This window comes from Pedobacter sp. GW822-FHT03F06 (assembly GCF_058801365.1).
In genome coordinates this window covers 349,270-370,129 of the sequence record NZ_JBXANE010000002.1, presented here as the reverse complement: position 1 = coordinate 370,129, position 20,860 = coordinate 349,270, and the positions used below count along the sequence as shown (strand labels likewise).

Sequence of the window (20,860 nt, the reverse complement as noted above, 5' to 3'; positions counted from 1 at the left end):
CTTATGCAACTTTTCAACAAAACCATCGTCTTATAAGAAAAGCTCATTATTTATCTAAAAAAAATAAAATCTATACCCATGAAAAAAGTATTTGCAATATTATTGGCATCCTTAACATTAACCTCTAGTATTAATGTAATTGCTAAAAATCAGATCAGCATCAACACTTCAAAAAATAATGGCGACGACAGAGAGGTAAAAAACTTCAATGGAGTTGCTGCAGCAGGCCCAATAAACGTGATTGTAACGCTGGGCAATAGCGAAAGCTGCCGTTTAGAAGGCGATGCAGATGCATTGGCCTCAATTGTTACCGAGGTAAAAGGCAATGTTTTGGTTATCCGCCCCCAAACCAGTATTACTAGCTGGACTAGAAAATACGAAGGAAAAAAAATCACCGCTTACGTAACAGCAAAAGAGTTGGCCAGCTTAACCGTAAGTGGTGATGGCAGCTTAAGCGTTAACGGAAAAATCAGCACAGGTAGCTTAACCACAACTGTAAGCGGTTCGGGAAGCATTAAAGCAACCGCCGATGTAGACAACTACAATGGTGTAATTAGTGGTTCTGGTGCAATAAACATTACAGGCGGTGCAGATCATGCAAAAGTAGTAATCAGCAGCTCAGGTACCTTTGCCGGTAAATCTTTTTCTACAAAAACTTTAACCAGTACCATCAGTGGTTCAGGAACCGTAAACATCGCCGTAAGCGAAAGCATTAGAGCGGTAATCAGCGGATCAGGAAGCGTAAATTATTCAGGCAACCCAAGTGTCGATAAAACTGTTGTTGGCTCAGGTGGTGTAAGAAAAGTATAAATTAAAGCCTTTTTAATAGAGAAACACCTGCAAGAAATTGCAGGTGTTTTTTTTATGGAATTGGAGCTCATTTTTTAGCACTATCTCCCAATGCGATCGTCATGCTAAACTTGTTTTACTGCGTAGCTTTCCGCTGCGCTACAGATCAGCATCTTTTCTGCAATCATTTCAAGTCCTCAACCCGACTAAGGATCTGACTTTTAATTTTATCGGGTTTATATACATAGGTCGATAGCGTAATAGGGTAGAAAAATCCCTTTTCAGCTTCAAACTATTATATTCGCCTAACAATATCTCAAATAATCCCTTAAGAATCCGCATATGCTTACCGAAACCTTAAAAACACTTTTCAACCGGGATTTAAACAAACTAAAATCCGAAATCGAGTCCTACAAAAACGACGCGAACTTATGGATTTTAGATAAAAGCATTGCAAACTCGGCAGGAAACCTTTGCCTGCATTTAATCGGAAACCTCAATACTTATATCGGTGCAACTTTGGGTGGCAGCCATTATATTCGCAATCGCGAATTGGAATTTTCGTTAAAAGATGTACCAAAACAGCAGCTTATCAACATGATTGAAGCAACTATAATAGTGGTTAACGAAACGCTGGATAAAATAACCGAAGAACAGCTCAATAGCGAATACCCAATGCTGGTATTTCAGGAGAAAACATCAACCGAATTCTTCCTGGTTCACCTTACCACACACTTAGCCTATCACTTAGGGCAGATCAATTACCACCGAAGATTATTGGATGACGAACTGTAGCCAGATGCTGTGCGACCAGCGAAAAGCAATCTATGCTAGTAGATCGTCATTGCGAACAGAAGCATAGGACTGTGCGCAAGAGTGAAGCAATCTTTTTATAAAATACATTAATGAAAATAGCCAAAGCCGTTATATACCTAACCATCTTGTTATTGATCATTTCTACTTTAGCAACATTAAAGCTAGAAGCTGCATCTGACGGTTTTGATCAATATGGTTTCCCTTTTACTTTCTACGACAGTTTTTCTGGAAAGTGCGATAATTGCTATCAAAATTTTGGGTTTAAACCGCTCAATCTTTTACTAAATATTCTATTTGTTTCTTGCTTCGCTTTTGTAATAGTCATGGTAAAAACCAAGTTTTATAGGAAAAAATCATCATGAGATCATTGATAAAGATTACAGTTGCATTCTATTTCTTTGTACTGGTTATAGCTTTTACTTCCTGTTCTACTGGCCAACGATCATCTCATCTTGCTGCAGTTTCTGAAAATGACATTGCTTTACCGAAACCCAAAGCTGGCGATTGGCTATTTAGCCACAAAGAAACTGGACAGTCGCTAGCAGAATTTAGAAATTCAAAGCCACTTAAACCAAATAAAACAGCACAAACTATCTATTTAAAACCAATCGGCAGTTTCACTGGCCTTAAATTAAGAGAGATTGAAGCTTGTAGAGCATACCTGGAAATATTTTTTCAGATCAAAACCGTTATTCTAAAAGAGTCTGGCGATGAGGCTGTTCCAGCAAGCGCTAGAAGAATTGGTCCGCAACAGCATGAGCAATTATTGGCTACTTACCTTCGAGATACTGTAATTGCTAAAGAAAAAGCAAAAGATGCAATTGCCATTATGGGCATAACAGAAATGGATCTATACCCAGATCCAAAATGGAATTATGTATTCGGTTTAGCATCTTATCAAGAAGGATTAGCTGTAAGTTCTGTTTTCAGATTACAGAACGGCCCCTTATCTGAGAAAAATTATAAATTAAGCCTAATGCGCCTGTTAAAAATCAGTTCACATGAAATTGGTCATATCTTCGGTTTAAAGCATTGCATCTATGCATCCTGTGTAATGAACGGTACTAATAGCATGTTAGAAACTGATAAAAGTATATTAAGGTTGTGTTCGAATTGCCAGAGCAAATTAAATTATAGTTTAAACTTTGATAATGAGAAAAGATTAATAGAGCTGATCAACTTTTTTAAACTTAACAATATGCAAAGTGACCTTATCATGATGAAGAGAGATCTTAACCTTGTACAATAGAAATTTATTTATTAAAAATTATTTTTACACGCTTACTAACTTAGGAAGTTTTAAAACTTATTAACTATTTAGTTATCAACAAATTAAATACATGACACAGCAACTCTTTGCCCAAAACGCAACCAAAATATTAGAAAGCGATGAATCTGTTATCGGTTTAGCCGTGGGCGGCTCCTGGCTCAGCAATGAAATCGACGAATTTTCAGACCTCGACCTCATTTTGGTTACCAAAGAAAAACGATCAACAGATAAATCGAAAATGCTGCAATATGCCAGCCTTCTTGGCGATTTAATTTCTGCATTTACAGGAGAGCATGTTGGCGAACCGCGCGTATTGATCTGCCTTTACGACAAGCCATTGCTGCATGTTGACATTAAGTTTTTAACCCTTGATGAATTTGCTTCAAGAGTAGAAAATCCGATACTATTAATCGACAGAGACAATCAATTACAGCAAATCCTCGATCAAACTGAAGCTAAATTTCCCTACCCAGATTATCAATGGATTGAAGACCGCCTTTGGACCTGGATGCATTATGCCCTCTTAAAAATTGGCAGAGGCGAGTATCTTGAAGCCTTGGATTTTTTCGGCTTTTTAAGAATGGTAGTGTTTGGTCCTCTGCTGCACATCAAAAACAACAACCTACCGAGGGGTGTACGTAAAGTAGAATCGCAGCTTCCTACCGGAGATTTTAGCTTACTTAAAGGTACCGTTGCCGAATACAATAAGACATCTTTAATTACTGCGTTAGAAAATGCGATAGCACTTTATAAAAACCTGAGAATTGATCTTTATACTGAAAACATCAAACAGAACAAAAAGGCAGAAGATGCTGTAATGCAGTATTTAGCCAAAATAAAAGACAGCAGCTCAGAATGAAAAATTAAACAGTATAACATTCTCCGTGTCTTCGGTGGTTCCGTAGCTATTTTAATCAATAAGCCGAAAACAATATTCTGCGTTGATCTTTTCAATCTGCAGGAAAATTGTAATGCAGCAACACCAACTGGTCACACCCAAAACAAAAAAGGAGGTCTAAGCCTCCTCTTATATCTTAAAACTGAACCCCGATCAGCCACATATTTTCGATGTAGTTAATCTTCTGACTGGCCTTGTCGTACTCATCCCAGCCAGTGGTATGCACATTAGTTAAATTGGTAGCGCCGAATTTAGTGGTATTTTGTAGGTAAACGTTTTTCCACACATAAAACTTAAGACCAACTTTTGCAGAAACACCATAACCCGAAATACTGAAGTGGTTATTTCTGCCCTGTCCGAACAAACGTACATCTGAACGTGGCACCATTAATCCTCCACCCAAGCCGGTTTCTAAGGTTAAGGAAGTATTGCCTCCCGGAGCCACCCAAATATCATCATAACGCTCAATTTCGATATTTGCATAATTAAAACCATCAGTATGCTCGTAGGTTAACATGCTCTCTTTAACATTAATGCTTTGTCCGTTATAATCGCCTGCCAAATTACCTGTAGGGGTATTGGTTGGAGAAATATTTGGCCCGATGTGACCAGTAATCGTTACTGTTTGTGGGATGTCCATTACGTATTTCATGTGGTCCCAACCGATTGAGATGCTATAGTTATCTTTGATAAAATAACCTGCGCGGATATTGTATTGCGGTACGGTGATAAGTCCAGGATTTAAATAATCCCAGCTCAATTTCGATTGTCTATCGTGTGCAACTACATCTTTTAAAGTAAAATCGTAGTTCGGGCCTTGAAACCTGATATCACTTTTCCCATACCACGAGCTGTTGTATCCCCAATGAAAAAAGAAATCGCCTTTACGCGAAAAATTCCTTTTATGCTCAGGATTAAATAAACTTTTTGAGGTTGGGGTATGATCAGTTGAAGACTTCTGAATCTCTTGAGCCTGCATCCGCTTGCCAAACAAGAGTGCTAAAAATAGGATGGTAAATCTTTTCACGCGGCAAATTGAGCAAAAAGACCAATCAATTACAACAGGTTTAACATTTTGTAAGAGTTGTTGTACAAAAAATGACTTTAAAACATTAAAACCTGGTATAAACAGCCAACTGAATAATATTATTTACCGTATTGTTCGAAACACCATGGGTAGCCTGGTTCATATAACCAGCTTCCAGATCAAACTGTTTCGAAAAACGGTAACCTGCAGCGAGATATAACCTGTTCTGATCGAAAACACTATTGTTAATTTTATCCTTATTCTGAAGATTTAAAAACACCTCATTCTGCAAAGCCAAAAATGGTCCTTTTGTAAACGTTGGTTGAGTTTTTTGCAAAGGTTGAATCAACCTTACGAAATAACGGAAGCGCTGCGAAAACACATCTTCACCTGTTCGGCCAATAAAACGTTGTTCTAACCTCAGCCTGTGACTGGCAAAAACCGATTTTATTTTATGGCTATAAATGTATTGCTCAAATATGCGGTGCTCATGCAAGGTAAGATCAGGGCTCCCTGCCGATTCTGTATGTGAAGTTTGCCATAAATACCCTAAGGCTACATTATGCTTATTGTTAATAAAATATTGTAAAGCCGGACGCACCAAAGTATTTCTCAGATAACCCCAATCATCTGCCGAACGCAGTTGAACATCGAACTGAAGCCCCCATTTATCATTAAATTTGGTGTTATTTAAAAACATAAACCAACCCGAATTTTGATGTTGCGTTTGCGCATAAAGCTTTCCAGACACCATGATGAGCAGCATCACAGCAGACAATAATATTTTTTTCATAAGCGGAAACCGGTTTTATCTGTGTGCCGCTAAATTAAAAGAAAAACAGTAAAGTGAAAAAAGAGTTGTTAATTAGTTAGAAAGTCAGGGATCGGAGGTCTGAAGTTTAAGTCCAGCGTTTGAAGTTCATTGTACAATTACCAACAACTGCGCGCCCATGTTTCTCTATGTAAAGCCATGTCCGCTGTGGTAAAAAACATAACTGCCTTTGCGTTTCTTTGCGAAAAGCTTTGTGCCCTTTGCGGTTAAATACCTTCATTATTTAAAATTCATTTAACGTTAAGCGATTAAAAATTTATCTTCGTTAAAGATTTGGGCATTACGGTATTTTCAATACCCTTAAAAATTGCGCTCATTTTAACATTACAAAACGTAAAATAGAACAAAAATGATTATCGAACCTAGAATGAGGGGCTTTATCTGTTTAACCGCACACCCTGATGGTTGCGCACAAAACGTAAAGAATCAAATTGAATATGTAAAATCTAAAGGAGCTATAGATGGTCCTAAAAAAGTATTGGTAATTGGTGCATCAACCGGTTTCGGTTTGGCTTCGCGTATTGCTGCTGCTTATGGGTCTGACGCTTCTACAATTGGCGTATTTTTCGAAAAAGCACCTTCTGAAGGCAAAACTGCATCACCAGGCTGGTACAATAGTGCCGCTTTTGAAAAAGAAGCCCATGCTGCTGGTTTATATGCAAAAAGCATTAATGGCGATGCATTCTCTAAAGAAATTAAAGAAAAAACAATTGAATTGATCAAAGCTGATCTTGGCCAGGTTGATTTAGTCATTTATAGCCTGGCATCGCCAGTTAGGAAACATCCTGATACAGAAGTACTTCACCGATCTACCTTAAAACCTATCGGTGGAACTTATACCAATAAAACCGTCGATTTCCACACCGGTAATGTGACCGAAATTTCTATCGAGCCCGCTACCGAAGAAGATATTGCCAATACCGTTGCTGTAATGGGTGGCGAAGATTGGGCCATGTGGATTGATGCCTTAAAAGCAGAAAATCTACTTGCCGAAGGTGCCACAACAGTAGCTTATTCGTACATCGGCCCAGCTTTAACCGAGCCCGTATACCGTAAAGGAACCATTGGCAGAGCTAAAGATGATTTAGAAGCAACTGCTTTTAAAATCAGCGATAAATTAAAAGATATTGACGGCAAGGCTTATGTATCGGTTAATAAAGCATTGGTAACACAGGCAAGTTCTGCAATTCCGGTAATTCCGTTATATATTTCATTGTTGTACAAAGTAATGAAAGCAGAAGGTATCCATGAGGGTACAATTGAGCAGATCCAGCGTTTATATGCTGATCGCTTATATACCGGCAGCCCTGTTCCTGTTGATGAGAAAGGCAGAATCAGAATCGACGATTGGGAAATGCGTGAAGATATCCAGGCTAAAGTTGCAGAACTTTGGAAAGAGGCAACAACCGAAACTTTACCTTCAATAGGTGATTTACCTGGTTACAGATCTGATTTCTTAAGCTTATTTGGTTTCGAAATTGATAAAGTTGATTATCAAAAAGATGCCCAGGAAGTAGTAGAAATTGAAGGTTTAGTAGGTTAGTAAGAGCGTCATTTCGACTGAAGTGCAACGCAATGGAGAAATCTATTACCTCGCCTAAACAATACTATTACATTAAAACGGCTGGCCCTGTAGCCAGCCGTTTTTACATTCAAGCCATATGAATTTCGATTTACAGCCTACATTAGCCAACGATTTAATTACCGTAGTTCCCTTAAAAGAAGAAAATTTTGAAGCCCTTTTTGCAGTAGCTTCCGATCCTTTGATTTGGGAGCAGCACCCCAACAAAGACCGTTATAAAAGAGCGGTTTTCGAAAATTTCTTTAAAGGGGCAATAGAATCGAAGGGTGCTTTTATCGTTTATGAAAAAGAAAGCAACAAAATTGTGGGCAGTTCCAGATACTACGAATTGGATGAAACAGACCATTCAGTTGCTGTTGGTTACACTTTTATTGCCCGCGAGTTTTGGGGCAAGGGGCATAATAAGGCCTTAAAAACTTTAATGTTTGATTATGCTTTTCAATTTGTAGATAAAGTAGTTTTACATATCGGTGCTACTAATTTCCGTTCACAAAAAGCGGCAGCAAAGTTAGGCGCCCTTAAAATCGCTGAATTAGAGGTAGCCTATTACGGTGAGCCCTTAAAATGGAATTTTGTTTATCAGGTGGATAAAGAAAAGTGGGTTAATAAAGCATCTTAAAGTTTTAACCTTTGATTTTTACAGAAAGAGTCTGCCACGGAAACCACGGAAAGGTATAAACATTCAATCGTCCTCGTTTGTAACGAGGATGGCCGAGATTTGCATTTGTAATGCAATAAGCAGCTAATTTATTAAGTTTTAACCACAGATTTTCACAGATCAACACAGATACTACGCCCTCCTTATCTGTGTTCATCCACTTCATCTGTGGTAAAAGAAAAAACTAGTGGCAACAAAGACACTTAAATTAGAAAAAAAATTAATTCCGTGTAAATCTGTGCTTCCGTGGCAAACACATTTATAATCACCTGTGGTTCGCATCCAAATGACAAGAGCATAACCGAATAAAATCGTGTTTATGCTTTAGTATTGTTATCTTTGTATAATTCTCCATTCCACTCACCTTTCAAAACAAAACAATTAAATAAAATATGGCTAAATCTCAGGCAACATACAGTAAAAAAGAGAACGAAAAAAAACGATTAAAAAAACAAAAAGACAAACAAGAGAAAAAAGAAGAACGTCAGGCTAATGCAAAAAAAGGTTTAGCGCTTGAAGATATGATGGCTTATGTTGATGAAAACGGAAACATCTCTTCTACTCCACCAGATCCGAAGAAAAAGAAAGTAATTAATACAGAAGATATTCAGATCGGTATTTCAAGACAAGAGGACATCATCGATGAAAATCCTGTTAAAAAAGGAACAGTTACTTTCTTTAACGACAGTAAAGGTTACGGTTTTATTAAAAACACTGAAACACAAGACAGTATTTTTGTTCACGCAAACGGTTTAATCACCCAGATTAAAGAAGGTGATAAAGTTACGTTCGAAGTAGAAATGGGTCAAAAAGGACCAACTGCTGTTAAAGTATCAAAGGTTTAACAACCACAATTCAATTCTTTTTGCAATTCCTAATTGCAAAATATGATTAAAATTCTGCAGAAAACTCTGCTGCGCTAGGTTTTATAACCATATATAATTCCGTCTATTTAAGCATAAAACCTTGCGCATAATTTTACTCTCTTTCTATTTATTTTAGAAAATCAGGTTTCAGTGTGCATGGCCCAATCCGGTCCCGCCATCGCTATTAGTCCTCATTCTGCTGCGCTTCCATTCCGGGCTATCCGCTCTGTCGGGTTTAGGTGGCTAGAACAATAGCTTTTATGAACGGATGAAATATCGGATTGAATATTTGTACGATAAAAAGAACAATATTTTTCAGGTTAAACCTTATTCCTGTAGCAATTGCTAACCTTTGATAGATATTTTTTGACAGCAGCATAATCCTTTGTTAATAAACCCGATAACAACGGCAGCCCCCGATTTTTCTTCGGGGCTAAAGTGTATAGCGGGACAGGTTTTGCCCTGAAATACTGGCGCTCATTTCCAAAAAAATAAAAAAAATGATAATCTCGGTGTGGAATTTGTGCACGGCTTACATCATTACAGTACACACAAAGAAAATACATTATGAAAAAGTTAATAGCACTTGCACTGGTTGCATTTTTAGGATTATCATCAGCGATGGCTCAACAAGTAGATTTACGCAGAAAAATTAATGTTAGCGGAACTGCAGAAACAGAAGTAACACCAGATATTATTTATATCGGTATTTCACTTAAAGAATACTTAAACGGAAAGAAAAAAGTAGACATTACCGAGTTAGAGAAACAATTATTTGCAGCGGTACAAAAAGCAGGCATTGCAAAAGAAAATTTGACTATCAGCAATTTAAGCAGCTGGAACTATGCTACAGAAAAAAAGAAAAACCCCGATTTCTTAGCCAGTAAACAATATCGCTTGAAAGTTAGCGATCTAAATAAATTTAATGCAATATTGGAGTCGATAGATGCCAAAGGAATTGCCAATACGAATATTGAAAGCTACGATTATTCTAAAATTGAAACCTTAAAAAAAGAGCTTAAAATTAAAGCTTTATTAGCAGCGAAAGAGAAAGCAGCTTATATGGTTGAGGCCTTAGGTGATAAATTAGGTGGTGTAATTGAGATACAAGACGGTGGAGACAATGTAATACAACCTGTTTACAGAAATTATGCGATGAAAGCTGAAATGGCCGATGCCGCTGGCGCTCCTGAAATTGATTTCAAGAAAATTAAGCTGAATTTTACAGTAAATGCCATTTTCGAGATCAAATAAGATTTTTAACCGTCAAATCAATAATTTTAAAACCTACCAGAACTTTTTGGTAGGTTTTTTGTTACGTAGTGGTTGAACACTAAAAAATTAGATATTATGAAAAAATTCATCTACACGTTAGCCTTGGTTTTCTCTTTAGGCATTAGTTTTAATTCAGCTCAGGCAGCTGATAAACCTGCGAAAAACCCAACAGAATTAACTGCCGAACAAGCAGTGAAATTGGAAAGAATTAAAACCCGTGTTGAAGAGATCAGAGACATGGATAAATCGAACTTAACAAGAGCAGAACGTAAAGCTTTACGTAGCGAGTTAAGAGAATTAAAAGGTCAGGCCCGCGCAGTTTCTGGTGGTGTTTATCTTTCAGTTGGTGCAATCATTATCATCATTTTATTGTTGATCCTGATTTTATAATCAATACCGCATCACATCTATCTATATAAAAACAAAAAGCTTTGCAGCAATGCAAAGCTTTTTTTATGAGAAATATCGTCATTGCGAGAAGGAACGACGAAGCAATCTCACCCTTTATAAAATTCTTAATTTGATGCTTCATCATTGTTCTAGCGCATTAAGATTGCTTCGTACCTCGCAATGACGATTTATCTAAGACTAATCAATAATATCAAAACCAGTATATTTCACTAAAGCCTCCGGAATTTTAATTCCGTTTTCGGTCTGGTAGTTTTCTAAAATAGATGCCACAATACGCGGTAATGCCAATGCGCTTCCATTTAATGAGTGCGCCAGTTGTGCCTTCCCTTCTTTTCCTTTAAAGCGTAATTTTAAACGGTTACTCTGATAAGTTTCGAAATTTGATACAGAAGAAACTTCTAACCAGCGCTCTTGCGCGGCACTCCAAACCTCCATATCGTAAGTCATGGCAGAAGTAAAGCCCATATCGCCACCGCATAAACGTAACACACGGTAATGTAAGCCCAACTCCTTTAATAAAGACTGAACATATTGGCTCATGTCTTCTAAGGTTTCGTAAGATTTATCAGGATGCGTAATCTGCACCACTTCAACCTTATCAAATTGGTGTAAACGGTTTAAACCACGTACGTGTGCTCCATATGAGCCCGCTTCTCTACGGAAACAAGGCGTATAAGCGGTATTTTTAATTGGAAGATCTTCTTCCTTAACAATTACATCACGGTATAAATTGGTTACCGGAACTTCGGCTGTTGGAATTAAATATAAATCATCAACAGTTGAATGATACATCTGTCCTTCTTTATCCGGTAACTGTCCGGTGCCAAAACCCGAGGCCGCATTAACCAAATGAGGTACCTGCATTTCTTTATAACCTGCTTCAGTAGCATGATCTAAAAAGAAATTAATCAAGGCACGTTGTAACTTTGCTCCTTTTCCTTTATAAACCGGAAAACCAGCGCCAGTAATTTTTACACCCAATTCGAAATCGATAATATCATATTTCGCAGCCAATTCCCAGTGCGGCAAAGCCTTATTTGGTAATTTAGCAGGCGCTCCATGCGTTAAAACAACTTCATTTTCTTCTGCTGTAGATCCTGGTTTTACCAAATGGTATGGCAAATTAGGCAATTGAACAATTAAATTATGTTGAGTGGCTTCCAACTCATTCAATTTATCGCTCAAATTTTTGATATTTTCTTTATGAGAAGCCGTTTGGAGCTTAATCGCTTCGGCTTCTTCTTTTTTACCCGTACGCATTAAATCGCCAATTTGTTTGGCAGCTGCATTCGCCTCAGCAGAAATATTATCCAGGGAAGTTTGTGTAGAACGGCGGTCCTCATCAATTTTAATGATTTCATCTACCAGTTCTGGTTGTTTAAAATTACGGATACTCAAACGTTCTAAAACTTTCTCTCTATTTTCGCGGATATAGTTAACTTGCAGCATTATTTAATTTTTTAAGCAAAGATAGCAAGAGTTTGGAGTTTGGGGTAAGGAGTTTGGAAAAAACTGTAAACCGTTAACTGTAAACTGCAAACCGAAATATGGATGGCAAACTATTTCTCGTACCAACGCCAATAGGCAATTTGGAGGATATGACCTTTAGGGCGATCCGTATATTAAAAGAATGCGATTTAATCCTCGCTGAAGATACCCGTACCAGCGCTCCGATGCTCAAACATTTTGGCATCGATAAAAGAGTTTTCTCGCACCACCAGCACAACGAACATAAGGCCACTTCAGAGATTATTAAGTTTCTAAATGAAGGTCAGAAAATAGCGCTGATATCTGACGCCGGAACACCTGCCATTTCCGATCCGGGTTTTTTCCTGGTACGCGAAGCCATTAAAAATGATATTGCCGTAGAGTGTTTACCAGGAGCAACAGCTTTTGTACCTGCCCTGGTTAACTCGGGCTTACCTGCCGATGCCTTTTGTTTCGAAGGGTTTTTACCGGTAAAAAAAGGGAGACAAACCAAGTTCAAAAAATTGGCCGAAGAAGACCGCACCATTATACTTTATGAAAGTCCGCACCGTTTATTAAAAACTTTAGAGGAGTTTGCACAATATCTGGGCGCCGACAGGCAGGCATCGGTAAGTAGAGAGTTGACCAAAATGTTCGAAGAAACCGTACGCGGAACTTTAGTAGAAATAAAATCACATTTTGAAAACAATACTTTAAAAGGAGAATTTGTAATTTGCATAGCGGGGAAACCCAACATTAAAAGCAAAAACAAATATGAAGATGCTGAAGATTAGCATCAGAAAATAAACAACATACCAATTTTAAAAACATTATGATTAGCATAGATAGATTTCTGAGTGACGAGCAAGACCCAAAAGCGGTTGAAAAAGTTATTGGAAAATTAAACGACCTTTTAACCACAGGTGAAGAACTTTTATACTTAGCTGTACAGAAAAAACCAGCGGTAAACTTGTTGCCAGATAGTATTGCAATTTCGAACAAGCGTATTTTTTATTGCGAGCCAGGTAATTTAGGTTTAACCATGAATTTCAAAGATATTTCGTGGAAAAGCATTAAAGAGGTTTCGTTTAAGGAAGAATTTTTTGGTTCTAAATTTATCTGTGTACCACAACATGGCGAAAATATCGTAACCGAATTTATTCCGAAAGTACAGGCACGTAAATTGCACCAGGCTGCAAACCAGCAATTGGATGAGTATAAGGAAATGCTCCGTCAGCAAAAACTGGAAGAAAACCGTGCAACGGCTTCTCCAATCAATTTAAATGCTCAGCCCATTGCCGAAATTCCTGCTTACGAACCAACTCCAGAACCCGTTCAACCCGTTATTCAGATTGCTGAAGTAGTTGAAGAGCCAGAAGACGAAACCACATTAAAATTACGCAAGCTTAAAACTTTGTACGATAAACACCTGATTACTCAGGAAGAATACGAAGCTAAAAAAGCAAATATTTTAGATAGTTTGTAAAACTAATCCCCTCAAGTTGTCACGTTGAGCTTGTCGAAACGCCAGATTATAATTAATTACCCCTTCGACAGGCTCAGGATGACAATATTGCGCCAGCACTTAAAATGAACAAGAAACAAACTTACCTCCTCGCCCTCTTAAGTGCATTTTTACTTTGGCTAGCCTGGCCACCAATGCCTTTTACCACACCCTTATTGTTAATTGGCCTGGTGCCTTTGTTCATTGCGCTCAATTCTATTTCAGGTAATGCTGAAAAAAAACAGGGAAAAAGAATTTTCTTGACCGCAGGCTTAACTTTTTTAGTTTGGAATACGGCATCAATTTATTGGGTGTACAATGCTATAAGTGCGTATAATGGTCCGGCAGTAGCCCTCCCAGTTTCTTTAATTCCTTATGGATTAGGTGCGCTTTTAATGACTTTTGCTTTTTGGTTATACTATCGATTGGGCAAATACGTAAATAAAAAGATCGCGTACCTGGGCTTAATTGCCTTTTATATCGCTTTAGAATATTTGCAGCAAACCTGGGATTTAGCCTTCCCTTGGATGACTTTAGGTAATGGTTTAGCAGGGATGCATCAGCTGGCGCAATGGTATGATTATACTGGCGTTTACGGAGGTTCATTGTGGATTTTAGTGAGCAATATCCTAGCTTTTGAAGCCTACAAGAAATTTAAATCACAAACGGGTTATTTAAGATTTAGAACCGCTGGAATCTGGACTTTGATAGTGATTATTCCCATCGGCATTTCATTAACCAAATACTTTACTGCCGAACAGAAAGGGACACCAAGCAATGTGGTGGTGGTTCAACCGAATATCGATCCCTACCAAAAACTGGAAAGCATACCAGTTTCTGAACAGCTCAAAATTTTAACACACCTTTCCGATTCGGTTGGGCAAAGCAATACCGAATATTTTATCTGGCCAGAAACAGCAATACCGAGTCGTGCCGACGAAGATCGCATCAGATCTAACCCTGATTTTTATACCCTCCAAAGTTTTTTAAGCAAATACAAAAACGGAACACTGATTACCGGAATTGAAAGCATAAAAATCTACCAGACCAAAAAAACACTTTCGGCAAAGTACGATCCGCAAAGCAACCAGTATTGGGATAATTTTAACACGGCCATGCAGGTTGAAAACTCAGCAAATGTGCAGTTTTACCATAAATCCAAACTGGTACCAGGGGTAGAAAAAATGCCTTTCCCTAAAGTGTTTTCATTTTTAGATGGGGTTTTCGCACAACTGGGCGGAGCTGTTGGCGGATGGGGCTGGCAGGAAAAACCGGGAGTACTTTATGCGCAAAGTGGAATTGGCGCTGCCCCTGTTATTTGTTATGAAAGCCTATGGGGCGAATGGGTTGCACAATCGGTTAAAGATGGGGCACAATTTATTGCTATTATCACTAATGATGGCTGGTGGGGAAATACCTCAGGCAAAGACCAGCACATGATGTACGCCAAACTTAGGGCAATTGAAACCCACCGCGATGTGGCCCGCTCTGCAAATACAGGCATTTCTTGCTTCATCAATCAACGTGGCGACGTAACACAAAGCACCAAATGGTGGACGAGAACTGCAATAAAGGCCAACATTAACCTAAACGACGAGATTACCTTTTATGTAAAAAGCGGCGATATTATTGCAAAAATATTGAGTGTTTTAGCGATTATCTTAGCCTTGATTATTCCGTTTAGAAAATGGATCAAGAAACCAAGCCATGTTTAAACAACAATACGATTTCATTTTATCATCAAGAAATACCCTTTTAGCTTATATAGGGAGTATTTCCGAGCACGATTTCTTAACTAACAACAGTTCATTCGGCAGAGGCTCTATCAGAAACTTGTTGGTTCATATTTGTCAAACCTATTGCGCGTGGATCGGTGAAAAAGCCTTAGGCATTGAACAAGAGTTTTTACCTTTCGAAAACTATCAGACCCTACATCACTGCCAAACCTATTTTAATCAGGTAGATGAGTATATTGGCTTATTTATCGAAAAATTTAAAGGAAATGAGCTGCAGGAAGTTGAATTAGACAGGAATGGAGAGATTTTAAAAATAAATCCATTAAAGTTGTTTACCCATGTTATTACCCACGAGTTTCATCACAAAGGGCAAATCATGTCTTTAAGCAGGCATTTAGGCTATATACCGATTGATGCCGATATTATCAGATAAAAAAATTATGCAAAAAATAAAAAACCTCCGCTGGTCGGTATTGCTCTTGTTATTAACTTTAAACTTTGGATGCGATCAGATTTCCAAAAAAATTGTGCGTACCGAGATTAGCGATTACGAACATATCAGCGTTATCAAAGACCGTTTTACCTTAACCAAAGTAGAAAACAGCGGGGCATTTTTAAGCCTTGGCGATAACATGCCCTATATTTTTAGGCTTATTATTTTAACAGGCTTACCCTTACTGTTCTTGGGTTACGGGTTATATTTCCTCTTTGCCAAACGCAATTTACCAATGAGCATGCAAATTGCTTTGTGTTTTCTGATAGGTGGCGGGATTGGCAACCTATACGATCGGATTGTACACGGATCGGTTACCGATTTTATGCATATGGATTTTTATATCTTCCAAACGGGTGTTTTCAATTTTGCTGATATTTCGATCATGATTGGTGTAGGTATATTGCTTTTCCAGTCGATTAGAAGTAATAGGCTAAAACAACAAATAGATTAGGCAAAAAGCCAGGTTGATGACCGCTAATTAAAAATACAAAAAAACATGTATTAAAAATACACTTTTGTATTTTTTGTATTATATTTATTCATGTAATACTCAATTGCAGCATATTACGATCTAAACCAAAAACCTAAACTATGAAAAACCTATTAACAAAAACTGTGCTGATTGCATTGCTCTCAGTAGTAGTGATCTCGTGCTCGAAGAAAAATGAGATCACGACTGAACCGGAAAACGAAACCGTTCAAAACCAAAAAGTTCTTGCTTACATCAAAAATCTTGGATTTACAGATGCACAGATTGTAGAAAGTGGCAATAATTACGTTGTAGACGGCGATATCGTATTTAGCAAAACCATGGAAGTTCCTGCTGATAATGGGAAACCGATAACCGAACAGTATTACAACGGAAATATTGTAACCAATAGCACTAATATTCGCGTTAAAGTTGACCCTTCTATAAACGGGATGATCAGTGAAATCAATTCTGCAATTAACCAATGGAATACAGTGCCTAATTCTAAAATCAAATTTGTGATTACAACAGGCACTATTTATGACATTCTAATTAAAGTAGATAATACAATAGGAAGTTCTACCTGTGGGCAGGCCTATTTATCAACGTCTAATGGCAAAGCTGGCAATACAGTTTGGATTAACCAGAACCTGATCCAGAACAATTCTTTTGCACAGCGACAAAGAACCATAACACATGAATTTGGACATACCATTTCATTTAAGCACACCAACCAATCTACAACCATTAATGTCCCTGGAGTTGGAGGAACCGACGCATTATCATTAATGAACGGCGGACAATGTGGAAGTGGTGCTACAGTTTTGTCAGCAAAAGACAAGCAGGCTACTGCAGTATTGTACCCTTTATAATTAAAATCAGATAAATAACCTAAAAAGATCGTAATGCAATGGAAGCTGTTTCTTTGAAGCAGCTTCTTTTTTGAAATAAGATTTAGAAATGATTTTAACAAGGATTTCTTAACAAAGAATTACCACCATTAAACAAACATATTTTTATCTTTAGCTGTTAAACAATCTAAAAATAAAATCCAATCATGAAAAGAAATGCAACAGCCGTATGGCAAGGTTCTATTAAAGAAGGTAATGGTAACATCACTACACAAAGTACCACTTTAAATAATACTCAATATTCTTTTAATTCTCGCTTTGCAGAAGGTGTTGGCACAAATCCAGAGGAATTAATCGCTGCTGCGCATGCAGGCTGTTTTACCATGAAATTATCTGCTAACTTAACTGAAGCAGGATTTACAGCGGATAAATTGGAAACTAAATGCGAAATCAACCTGGATCCATCTAAAGGTGAAATTGTAGAATCACACTTAACCCTAACCGCTTCTGTGCCTAATTTAACACAAGAAAAGTTTGATGAATTGGTAGCAGATGCAGAGAAAAACTGCCCAATCTCTAAATTATTAAACACAACGATTACTGTTGATGCAACCTTAGCATAGCCTATTATCATGCTGAAGTATCTCGCCCCTAAAACAGGGCCTTCGTACTTCGGCATGACTACTTATTCGTTGTTTATTACAATATAAAATTAATTGTATAACTTAGCTTTACAAGCTAAGTTAACATGAAAAAATCTCTCCTATTCTTAAGCACTGTTTTATTCTTAAGCAGTTGCGTCTCTTTTAGCAGTAAAAAGGAAAAAACATTTAGCACAGTTGCTGTTACTGAAGGCCCCAATATCAACAATACATCCTCTGAAGACGATTTATTTCATATTGCCAGTTTTGACACTGATGTGGCGGTAAGAAAACTCGCTGTTAGCAGGTTAAATAACGAAGCAAATCTATTTCATATTGTTAGTTTCGATACAGACACAGCAGTAAGGAAGCTTGCCGTTAGCAAACTAAATAATCAAGAATACTTATTTCATATTGCCAGTTTTGATACCGATGTCGCAGTGAAAAAGCTTGCAGTTGCAAACCTAAATAATCAGGCAAGCTTATTTCACATTGCTAGTTTTGATACTAATGCAGATGTGAGAAAACTTGCAGTTGGCAAACTGAACAATCAGGCTAACTTATTTCACATTGCCTGTTTTGATACCAATGTAGCAGTGAGGAAACTTGCAATTGGTAACTTAAATAATCAAGCAAATTTATTTCACATTGCCTGTTTTGACCAGGACAAAGAAGTAAGAAAACTTGCCGTTGGCAAATTGGATAATCAGGCTAACTTAACCCATATTGCTAATTTCGATTCTGAAGCTGACATAAAGAAGCTAGCACTAGCCAGACTAGAGGCCAATTAAATAGTTTTCGGTTGACAGTTTTCGATTCACAGTTAAAACAATTTAATTTTCCAAACCTTCCAACATTACAACCTTTCAACTTCCAACAAGCTAAGCCATATATTTCCCTACAATAGGCATTCTTCTACCCATACCAAATGCTTTTGGCGATACCCTTAAAATAGGTGGTGTTTGATAGCGTTTAAATTCTGCAATGTTTACCATTTTCAAAATCCGCAGCACCAATGCCTCATCAAAACCTTGCGCAATAATGGCTTTAGAACCCTGTTTCTTTTCGATGTGCTGATATAATATTTTATCGAGAATTTCGTATTCAGGCAATGAATCAGAATCTTTTTGATCGGGCCTCAACTCTGCAGATGGTGGTTTAACAATGGTATTGATCGGAATAATTTCCCTTTCTTTATTAATGTACCTTGCCAGCTCAAAAACCTGCATTTTGTATACATCGCCTATTACGCCAATAGCACCACACATATCTCCGTATAAAGTGCCATAACCAACAGCACACTCGCTTTTGTTCGAAGTATTCAATAAAATATAACCAAACTTATTGCTCATGGCCATATTAATAATGCCACGGATACGGGCCTGCACATTTTCTTCAGCAAGATTGAACGGTAGCCCTTTAAAAGCCGGCGCCAGTATATGATCAAAAGCTTCTGCAACTTCTTTAATTGGCACAATTTCGTGCATACAGCCAATATTGTTAACCAAATCTAAAGCATCTTGAACAGAGTGGTCGGAAGAGAATTTAGAAGGCATTAAAACGGCCATAACATGCTCTGGGCCTAACGCGCGACAAGCCAAGGCACAAACCACAGCAGAATCGATCCCGCCAGATAAGCCCAAAACGGCTTTGCTGAAGCCAGATTTTTTAAAATAATCTTTTATGCCTAAAATCAACGCATCGTGAATCTGCTCAATATCGGTCAATCTTTCCGATTGGGGATATTTATTACGCACATTTTCAACCTCTTCCAGGTCGAAAACCTGAAGATCCTCTTCAAAATATTTCATCTCTGCTTTCACGGCTCCATCAGCATCGAAGACCAAAGAACCACCATCAAAAATAATTTCGGTCTGCGCACCAACCTGGTTTACATAAAATACAGGCAGGTTATACTTTTTTGCATTATCGCCCAATACTTTAATGCGTTCATCATCATGGGTGTAAGAGAAAGGCGACGCCGCAATATTAATCATCACATCTGGCTGCTCCTTAATCAACTCATCCATGGGGTTTGATACATACAATGGATTATCATTGATGTTCCAAAGGTCTTCACAAATGGTTAAAGCAATCTTTTTACCTTTAAAATCGATACAGTTAAATTGTGTGGCAGGTTCGAAATAACGATACTCATCAAATACATCGTAGGTAGGTAAAAGTGCCTTTTTAACCACGGCTTTAACTTTCCCTTCTTCGATAAAATAGGCTGCATTAAACAGATCTTTTCCCTGTAGTACTTCGTTTTTAATAGGTAGCCCCACAATACAGGCAATATCTGTACAATGTTTGGCGATTTCCTGAGCAGCAGTTTCACACAATACAATAAACTCATCAAACTCCAAAAAATCTCTTGGTGGATAGCCACAGATAGCAAGCTCGGCAAAAACAACTAAATCAGCGCCTTTATCCTTCGCCAATCGAATATTTTCGGTTATTTTTTTCGTGTTTGCCTCAAAGTTCCCGATATGGTAATTGAGTTGTGCCAGCGCTATTTTCATGTTTAATGTATCAAGTAGTGAGTATCTAGTAGTGAGTATCAAGTATCAAGACAAATATCTAGATTAAAAGAATACACCGAAATTAAGTGCCAAATAATGATTTCTAACATCCCTGGCTTTATCTGTTACAATATTAGTAAAACCGTTGTTAAAAGTTAAACCAGCTACGATACTGGTATTGCCCGAAATATCAAATTCGCCGCCACCACCGATGATTAATCCGGCACGGTAAAGTTTAATGTTGTCGGATACGTTTAGATTATCGCCAACAACCGTCCCACCTGTTACAGCATCTTGTTTAGCGCTGATGTTGATCGAATTAGACAATCCAAACTGACCATACCAACGTTTTCCATCAGCCTTAACTGTTTTTAGTTTAATTGTTAAAGGCAAGTCTACATATTGTAGTTTATATTTTAAATCGTAAGCTTTCGGGGCAGTGCTACTACTGGCGCTATAATAAGGCAGAACATTCGCCTCTGTACTTTTACCATTTATCGAAGTGATGGTTAGCGCCGTAGAAAAACTATAATTCGGGGCAAAATTAAAATCACCAATTAATCCATAAGAAAAGCCCAAAGCTATTCCGTCTGTTTTTCCCTGCTCGGGTTTAATCCAACCAAAAGTTGGGGTAGCGGTTAAACCTAACCTAAAACCGTAACTGGTTAAAGGAGAATTTTGCGCCCATGCGCCAATACTTAAAAGAGACAAAATTAAAATGGTCGATATTCTTTTCATGCTATAGGTGTT

The 20,860-nt window shown here is 37.8% G+C and carries 22 protein-coding genes; 17 read left to right on the top strand and 5 right to left on the bottom strand.

Features of this window, described 5'->3' with window-relative positions:
* The first annotated feature begins 78 nt into the window (after positions 1 to 78).
* The 4 genes from AC1RJ8_RS04220 to AC1RJ8_RS04205 all read left to right on the top strand — a co-directional run bounded on the left by AC1RJ8_RS04220 (position 79) and on the right by AC1RJ8_RS04205 (position 3,734).
* Positions 79 to 810: a head GIN domain-containing protein gene (locus AC1RJ8_RS04220; RefSeq protein WP_492952657.1), complete on the top strand. Its 732-nt coding sequence runs from the start codon at positions 79 to 81 to the stop codon at positions 808 to 810.
* 321 nt (positions 811 to 1,131) lie between these two features.
* A complete protein-coding gene (locus tag AC1RJ8_RS04215; protein ID WP_492952656.1) occupies positions 1,132 to 1,584 on the top strand; it encodes a DUF1572 family protein in 453 nt (150 codons plus the stop codon).
* Positions 1,585 to 1,963: 379 nt separating this feature from the next.
* Positions 1,964 to 2,854 carry an archaemetzincin gene (locus tag AC1RJ8_RS04210; protein WP_492952655.1) on the top strand — a complete coding sequence of 297 codons (891 nt, stop codon included), beginning with the start codon at positions 1,964 to 1,966 and terminating at the stop codon, positions 2,852 to 2,854.
* A gap of 91 nt (positions 2,855 to 2,945) precedes the next feature.
* The gene (locus AC1RJ8_RS04205) at positions 2,946 to 3,734 is read left to right on the top strand and encodes a hypothetical protein (protein WP_492952654.1); all 789 of its coding nucleotides are present in this window, start codon (positions 2,946 to 2,948) and stop codon (positions 3,732 to 3,734) included.
* Between the two features lie 175 nt (positions 3,735 to 3,909).
* Here the strand turns inward: AC1RJ8_RS04205 and AC1RJ8_RS04200 are convergent, their stop codons facing one another.
* On the bottom strand, positions 3,910 to 4,800 hold the full coding sequence (locus tag AC1RJ8_RS04200; protein WP_492952653.1) for a hypothetical protein: 891 nt from the start codon (positions 4,798 to 4,800) through the stop codon (positions 3,910 to 3,912).
* Between the two features lie 85 nt (positions 4,801 to 4,885).
* Positions 4,886 to 5,593 (bottom strand): DUF2490 domain-containing protein, encoded by a 708-nt coding sequence (locus AC1RJ8_RS04195; RefSeq protein WP_492952652.1) that lies wholly within the window; start codon positions 5,591 to 5,593, stop codon positions 4,886 to 4,888.
* A gap of 388 nt (positions 5,594 to 5,981) precedes the next feature.
* On the opposite strand from AC1RJ8_RS04195, the gene fabV reads away from it, so the two are divergent.
* The 5 genes from fabV to AC1RJ8_RS04170 all read left to right on the top strand — a co-directional run bounded on the left by fabV (position 5,982) and on the right by AC1RJ8_RS04170 (position 10,403).
* Positions 5,982 to 7,175, top strand: coding sequence for an enoyl-ACP reductase FabV (gene fabV / locus AC1RJ8_RS04190; protein WP_492952651.1), 1,194 nt, complete (start codon positions 5,982 to 5,984; stop codon positions 7,173 to 7,175).
* A 118-nt stretch (positions 7,176 to 7,293) separates the two neighbouring features.
* The gene (locus tag AC1RJ8_RS04185) at positions 7,294 to 7,833 is read left to right on the top strand and encodes a GNAT family N-acetyltransferase (RefSeq protein ID WP_492952650.1); all 540 of its coding nucleotides are present in this window, start codon (positions 7,294 to 7,296) and stop codon (positions 7,831 to 7,833) included.
* Between the two features lie 431 nt (positions 7,834 to 8,264).
* Positions 8,265 to 8,717 (top strand): cold-shock protein, encoded by a 453-nt coding sequence (locus tag AC1RJ8_RS04180; RefSeq protein WP_029277369.1) that lies wholly within the window; start codon positions 8,265 to 8,267, stop codon positions 8,715 to 8,717.
* A gap of 588 nt (positions 8,718 to 9,305) precedes the next feature.
* Entirely contained in the window at positions 9,306 to 9,992 is a 687-nt protein-coding gene (locus tag AC1RJ8_RS04175) for an SIMPL domain-containing protein (protein WP_477607859.1), read from the top strand.
* Positions 9,993 to 10,088: 96 nt separating this feature from the next.
* The gene (locus tag AC1RJ8_RS04170; protein ID WP_029277363.1) at positions 10,089 to 10,403 is read left to right on the top strand and encodes a seryl-tRNA synthetase; all 315 of its coding nucleotides are present in this window, start codon (positions 10,089 to 10,091) and stop codon (positions 10,401 to 10,403) included.
* Positions 10,404 to 10,601: 198 nt separating this feature from the next.
* Here AC1RJ8_RS04170 and serS read toward each other — a convergent pair whose 3' ends face one another.
* Positions 10,602 to 11,873 carry a serine--tRNA ligase gene (gene serS / locus AC1RJ8_RS04165; RefSeq protein WP_492952649.1) on the bottom strand — a complete coding sequence of 424 codons (1,272 nt, stop codon included), beginning with the start codon at positions 11,871 to 11,873 and terminating at the stop codon, positions 10,602 to 10,604.
* A gap of 98 nt (positions 11,874 to 11,971) precedes the next feature.
* Between serS and rsmI the strand changes: the two genes are divergently transcribed.
* The 8 genes from rsmI (at position 11,972) to AC1RJ8_RS04125 (ending at position 18,379) form a co-directional block, all read left to right on the top strand.
* The gene (gene rsmI / locus AC1RJ8_RS04160; protein ID WP_057931335.1) at positions 11,972 to 12,685 is read left to right on the top strand and encodes a 16S rRNA (cytidine(1402)-2'-O)-methyltransferase; all 714 of its coding nucleotides are present in this window, start codon (positions 11,972 to 11,974) and stop codon (positions 12,683 to 12,685) included.
* 38 nt (positions 12,686 to 12,723) lie between these two features.
* The gene (locus AC1RJ8_RS04155; RefSeq protein ID WP_492952648.1) at positions 12,724 to 13,377 is read left to right on the top strand and encodes a PH domain-containing protein; all 654 of its coding nucleotides are present in this window, start codon (positions 12,724 to 12,726) and stop codon (positions 13,375 to 13,377) included.
* Between the two features lie 104 nt (positions 13,378 to 13,481).
* A complete protein-coding gene (gene lnt, locus AC1RJ8_RS04150; RefSeq protein WP_492952647.1) occupies positions 13,482 to 15,110 on the top strand; it encodes an apolipoprotein N-acyltransferase in 1,629 nt (542 codons plus the stop codon).
* Positions 15,103 to 15,564 (top strand): DinB family protein, encoded by a 462-nt coding sequence (locus tag AC1RJ8_RS04145; protein WP_492952646.1) that lies wholly within the window; start codon positions 15,103 to 15,105, stop codon positions 15,562 to 15,564. The genes lnt and AC1RJ8_RS04145 overlap by 8 nt, the downstream gene beginning before the upstream one ends.
* 7 nt (positions 15,565 to 15,571) lie before the next feature.
* On the top strand, positions 15,572 to 16,078 hold the full coding sequence (gene lspA / locus AC1RJ8_RS04140; RefSeq protein WP_492952645.1) for a signal peptidase II: 507 nt from the start codon (positions 15,572 to 15,574) through the stop codon (positions 16,076 to 16,078).
* A gap of 140 nt (positions 16,079 to 16,218) precedes the next feature.
* A complete protein-coding gene (locus tag AC1RJ8_RS04135; protein ID WP_492952644.1) occupies positions 16,219 to 16,968 on the top strand; it encodes a M57 family metalloprotease in 750 nt (249 codons plus the stop codon).
* Positions 16,969 to 17,153: 185 nt separating this feature from the next.
* Positions 17,154 to 17,570, top strand: coding sequence for an OsmC family protein (locus AC1RJ8_RS04130; RefSeq protein ID WP_086548955.1), 417 nt, complete (start codon positions 17,154 to 17,156; stop codon positions 17,568 to 17,570).
* A 125-nt stretch (positions 17,571 to 17,695) separates the two neighbouring features.
* On the top strand, positions 17,696 to 18,379 hold the full coding sequence (locus AC1RJ8_RS04125; protein WP_492952643.1) for a hypothetical protein: 684 nt from the start codon (positions 17,696 to 17,698) through the stop codon (positions 18,377 to 18,379).
* A gap of 90 nt (positions 18,380 to 18,469) precedes the next feature.
* Here AC1RJ8_RS04125 and AC1RJ8_RS04120 read toward each other — a convergent pair whose 3' ends face one another.
* A complete protein-coding gene (locus AC1RJ8_RS04120; protein WP_492952642.1) occupies positions 18,470 to 20,110 on the bottom strand; it encodes an NAD+ synthase in 1,641 nt (546 codons plus the stop codon).
* A gap of 63 nt (positions 20,111 to 20,173) precedes the next feature.
* A complete protein-coding gene (locus tag AC1RJ8_RS04115) occupies positions 20,174 to 20,848 on the bottom strand; it encodes a porin family protein (protein WP_492952641.1) in 675 nt (224 codons plus the stop codon).
* Between the last annotated feature and the right edge of the window lie 12 nt (positions 20,849 to 20,860).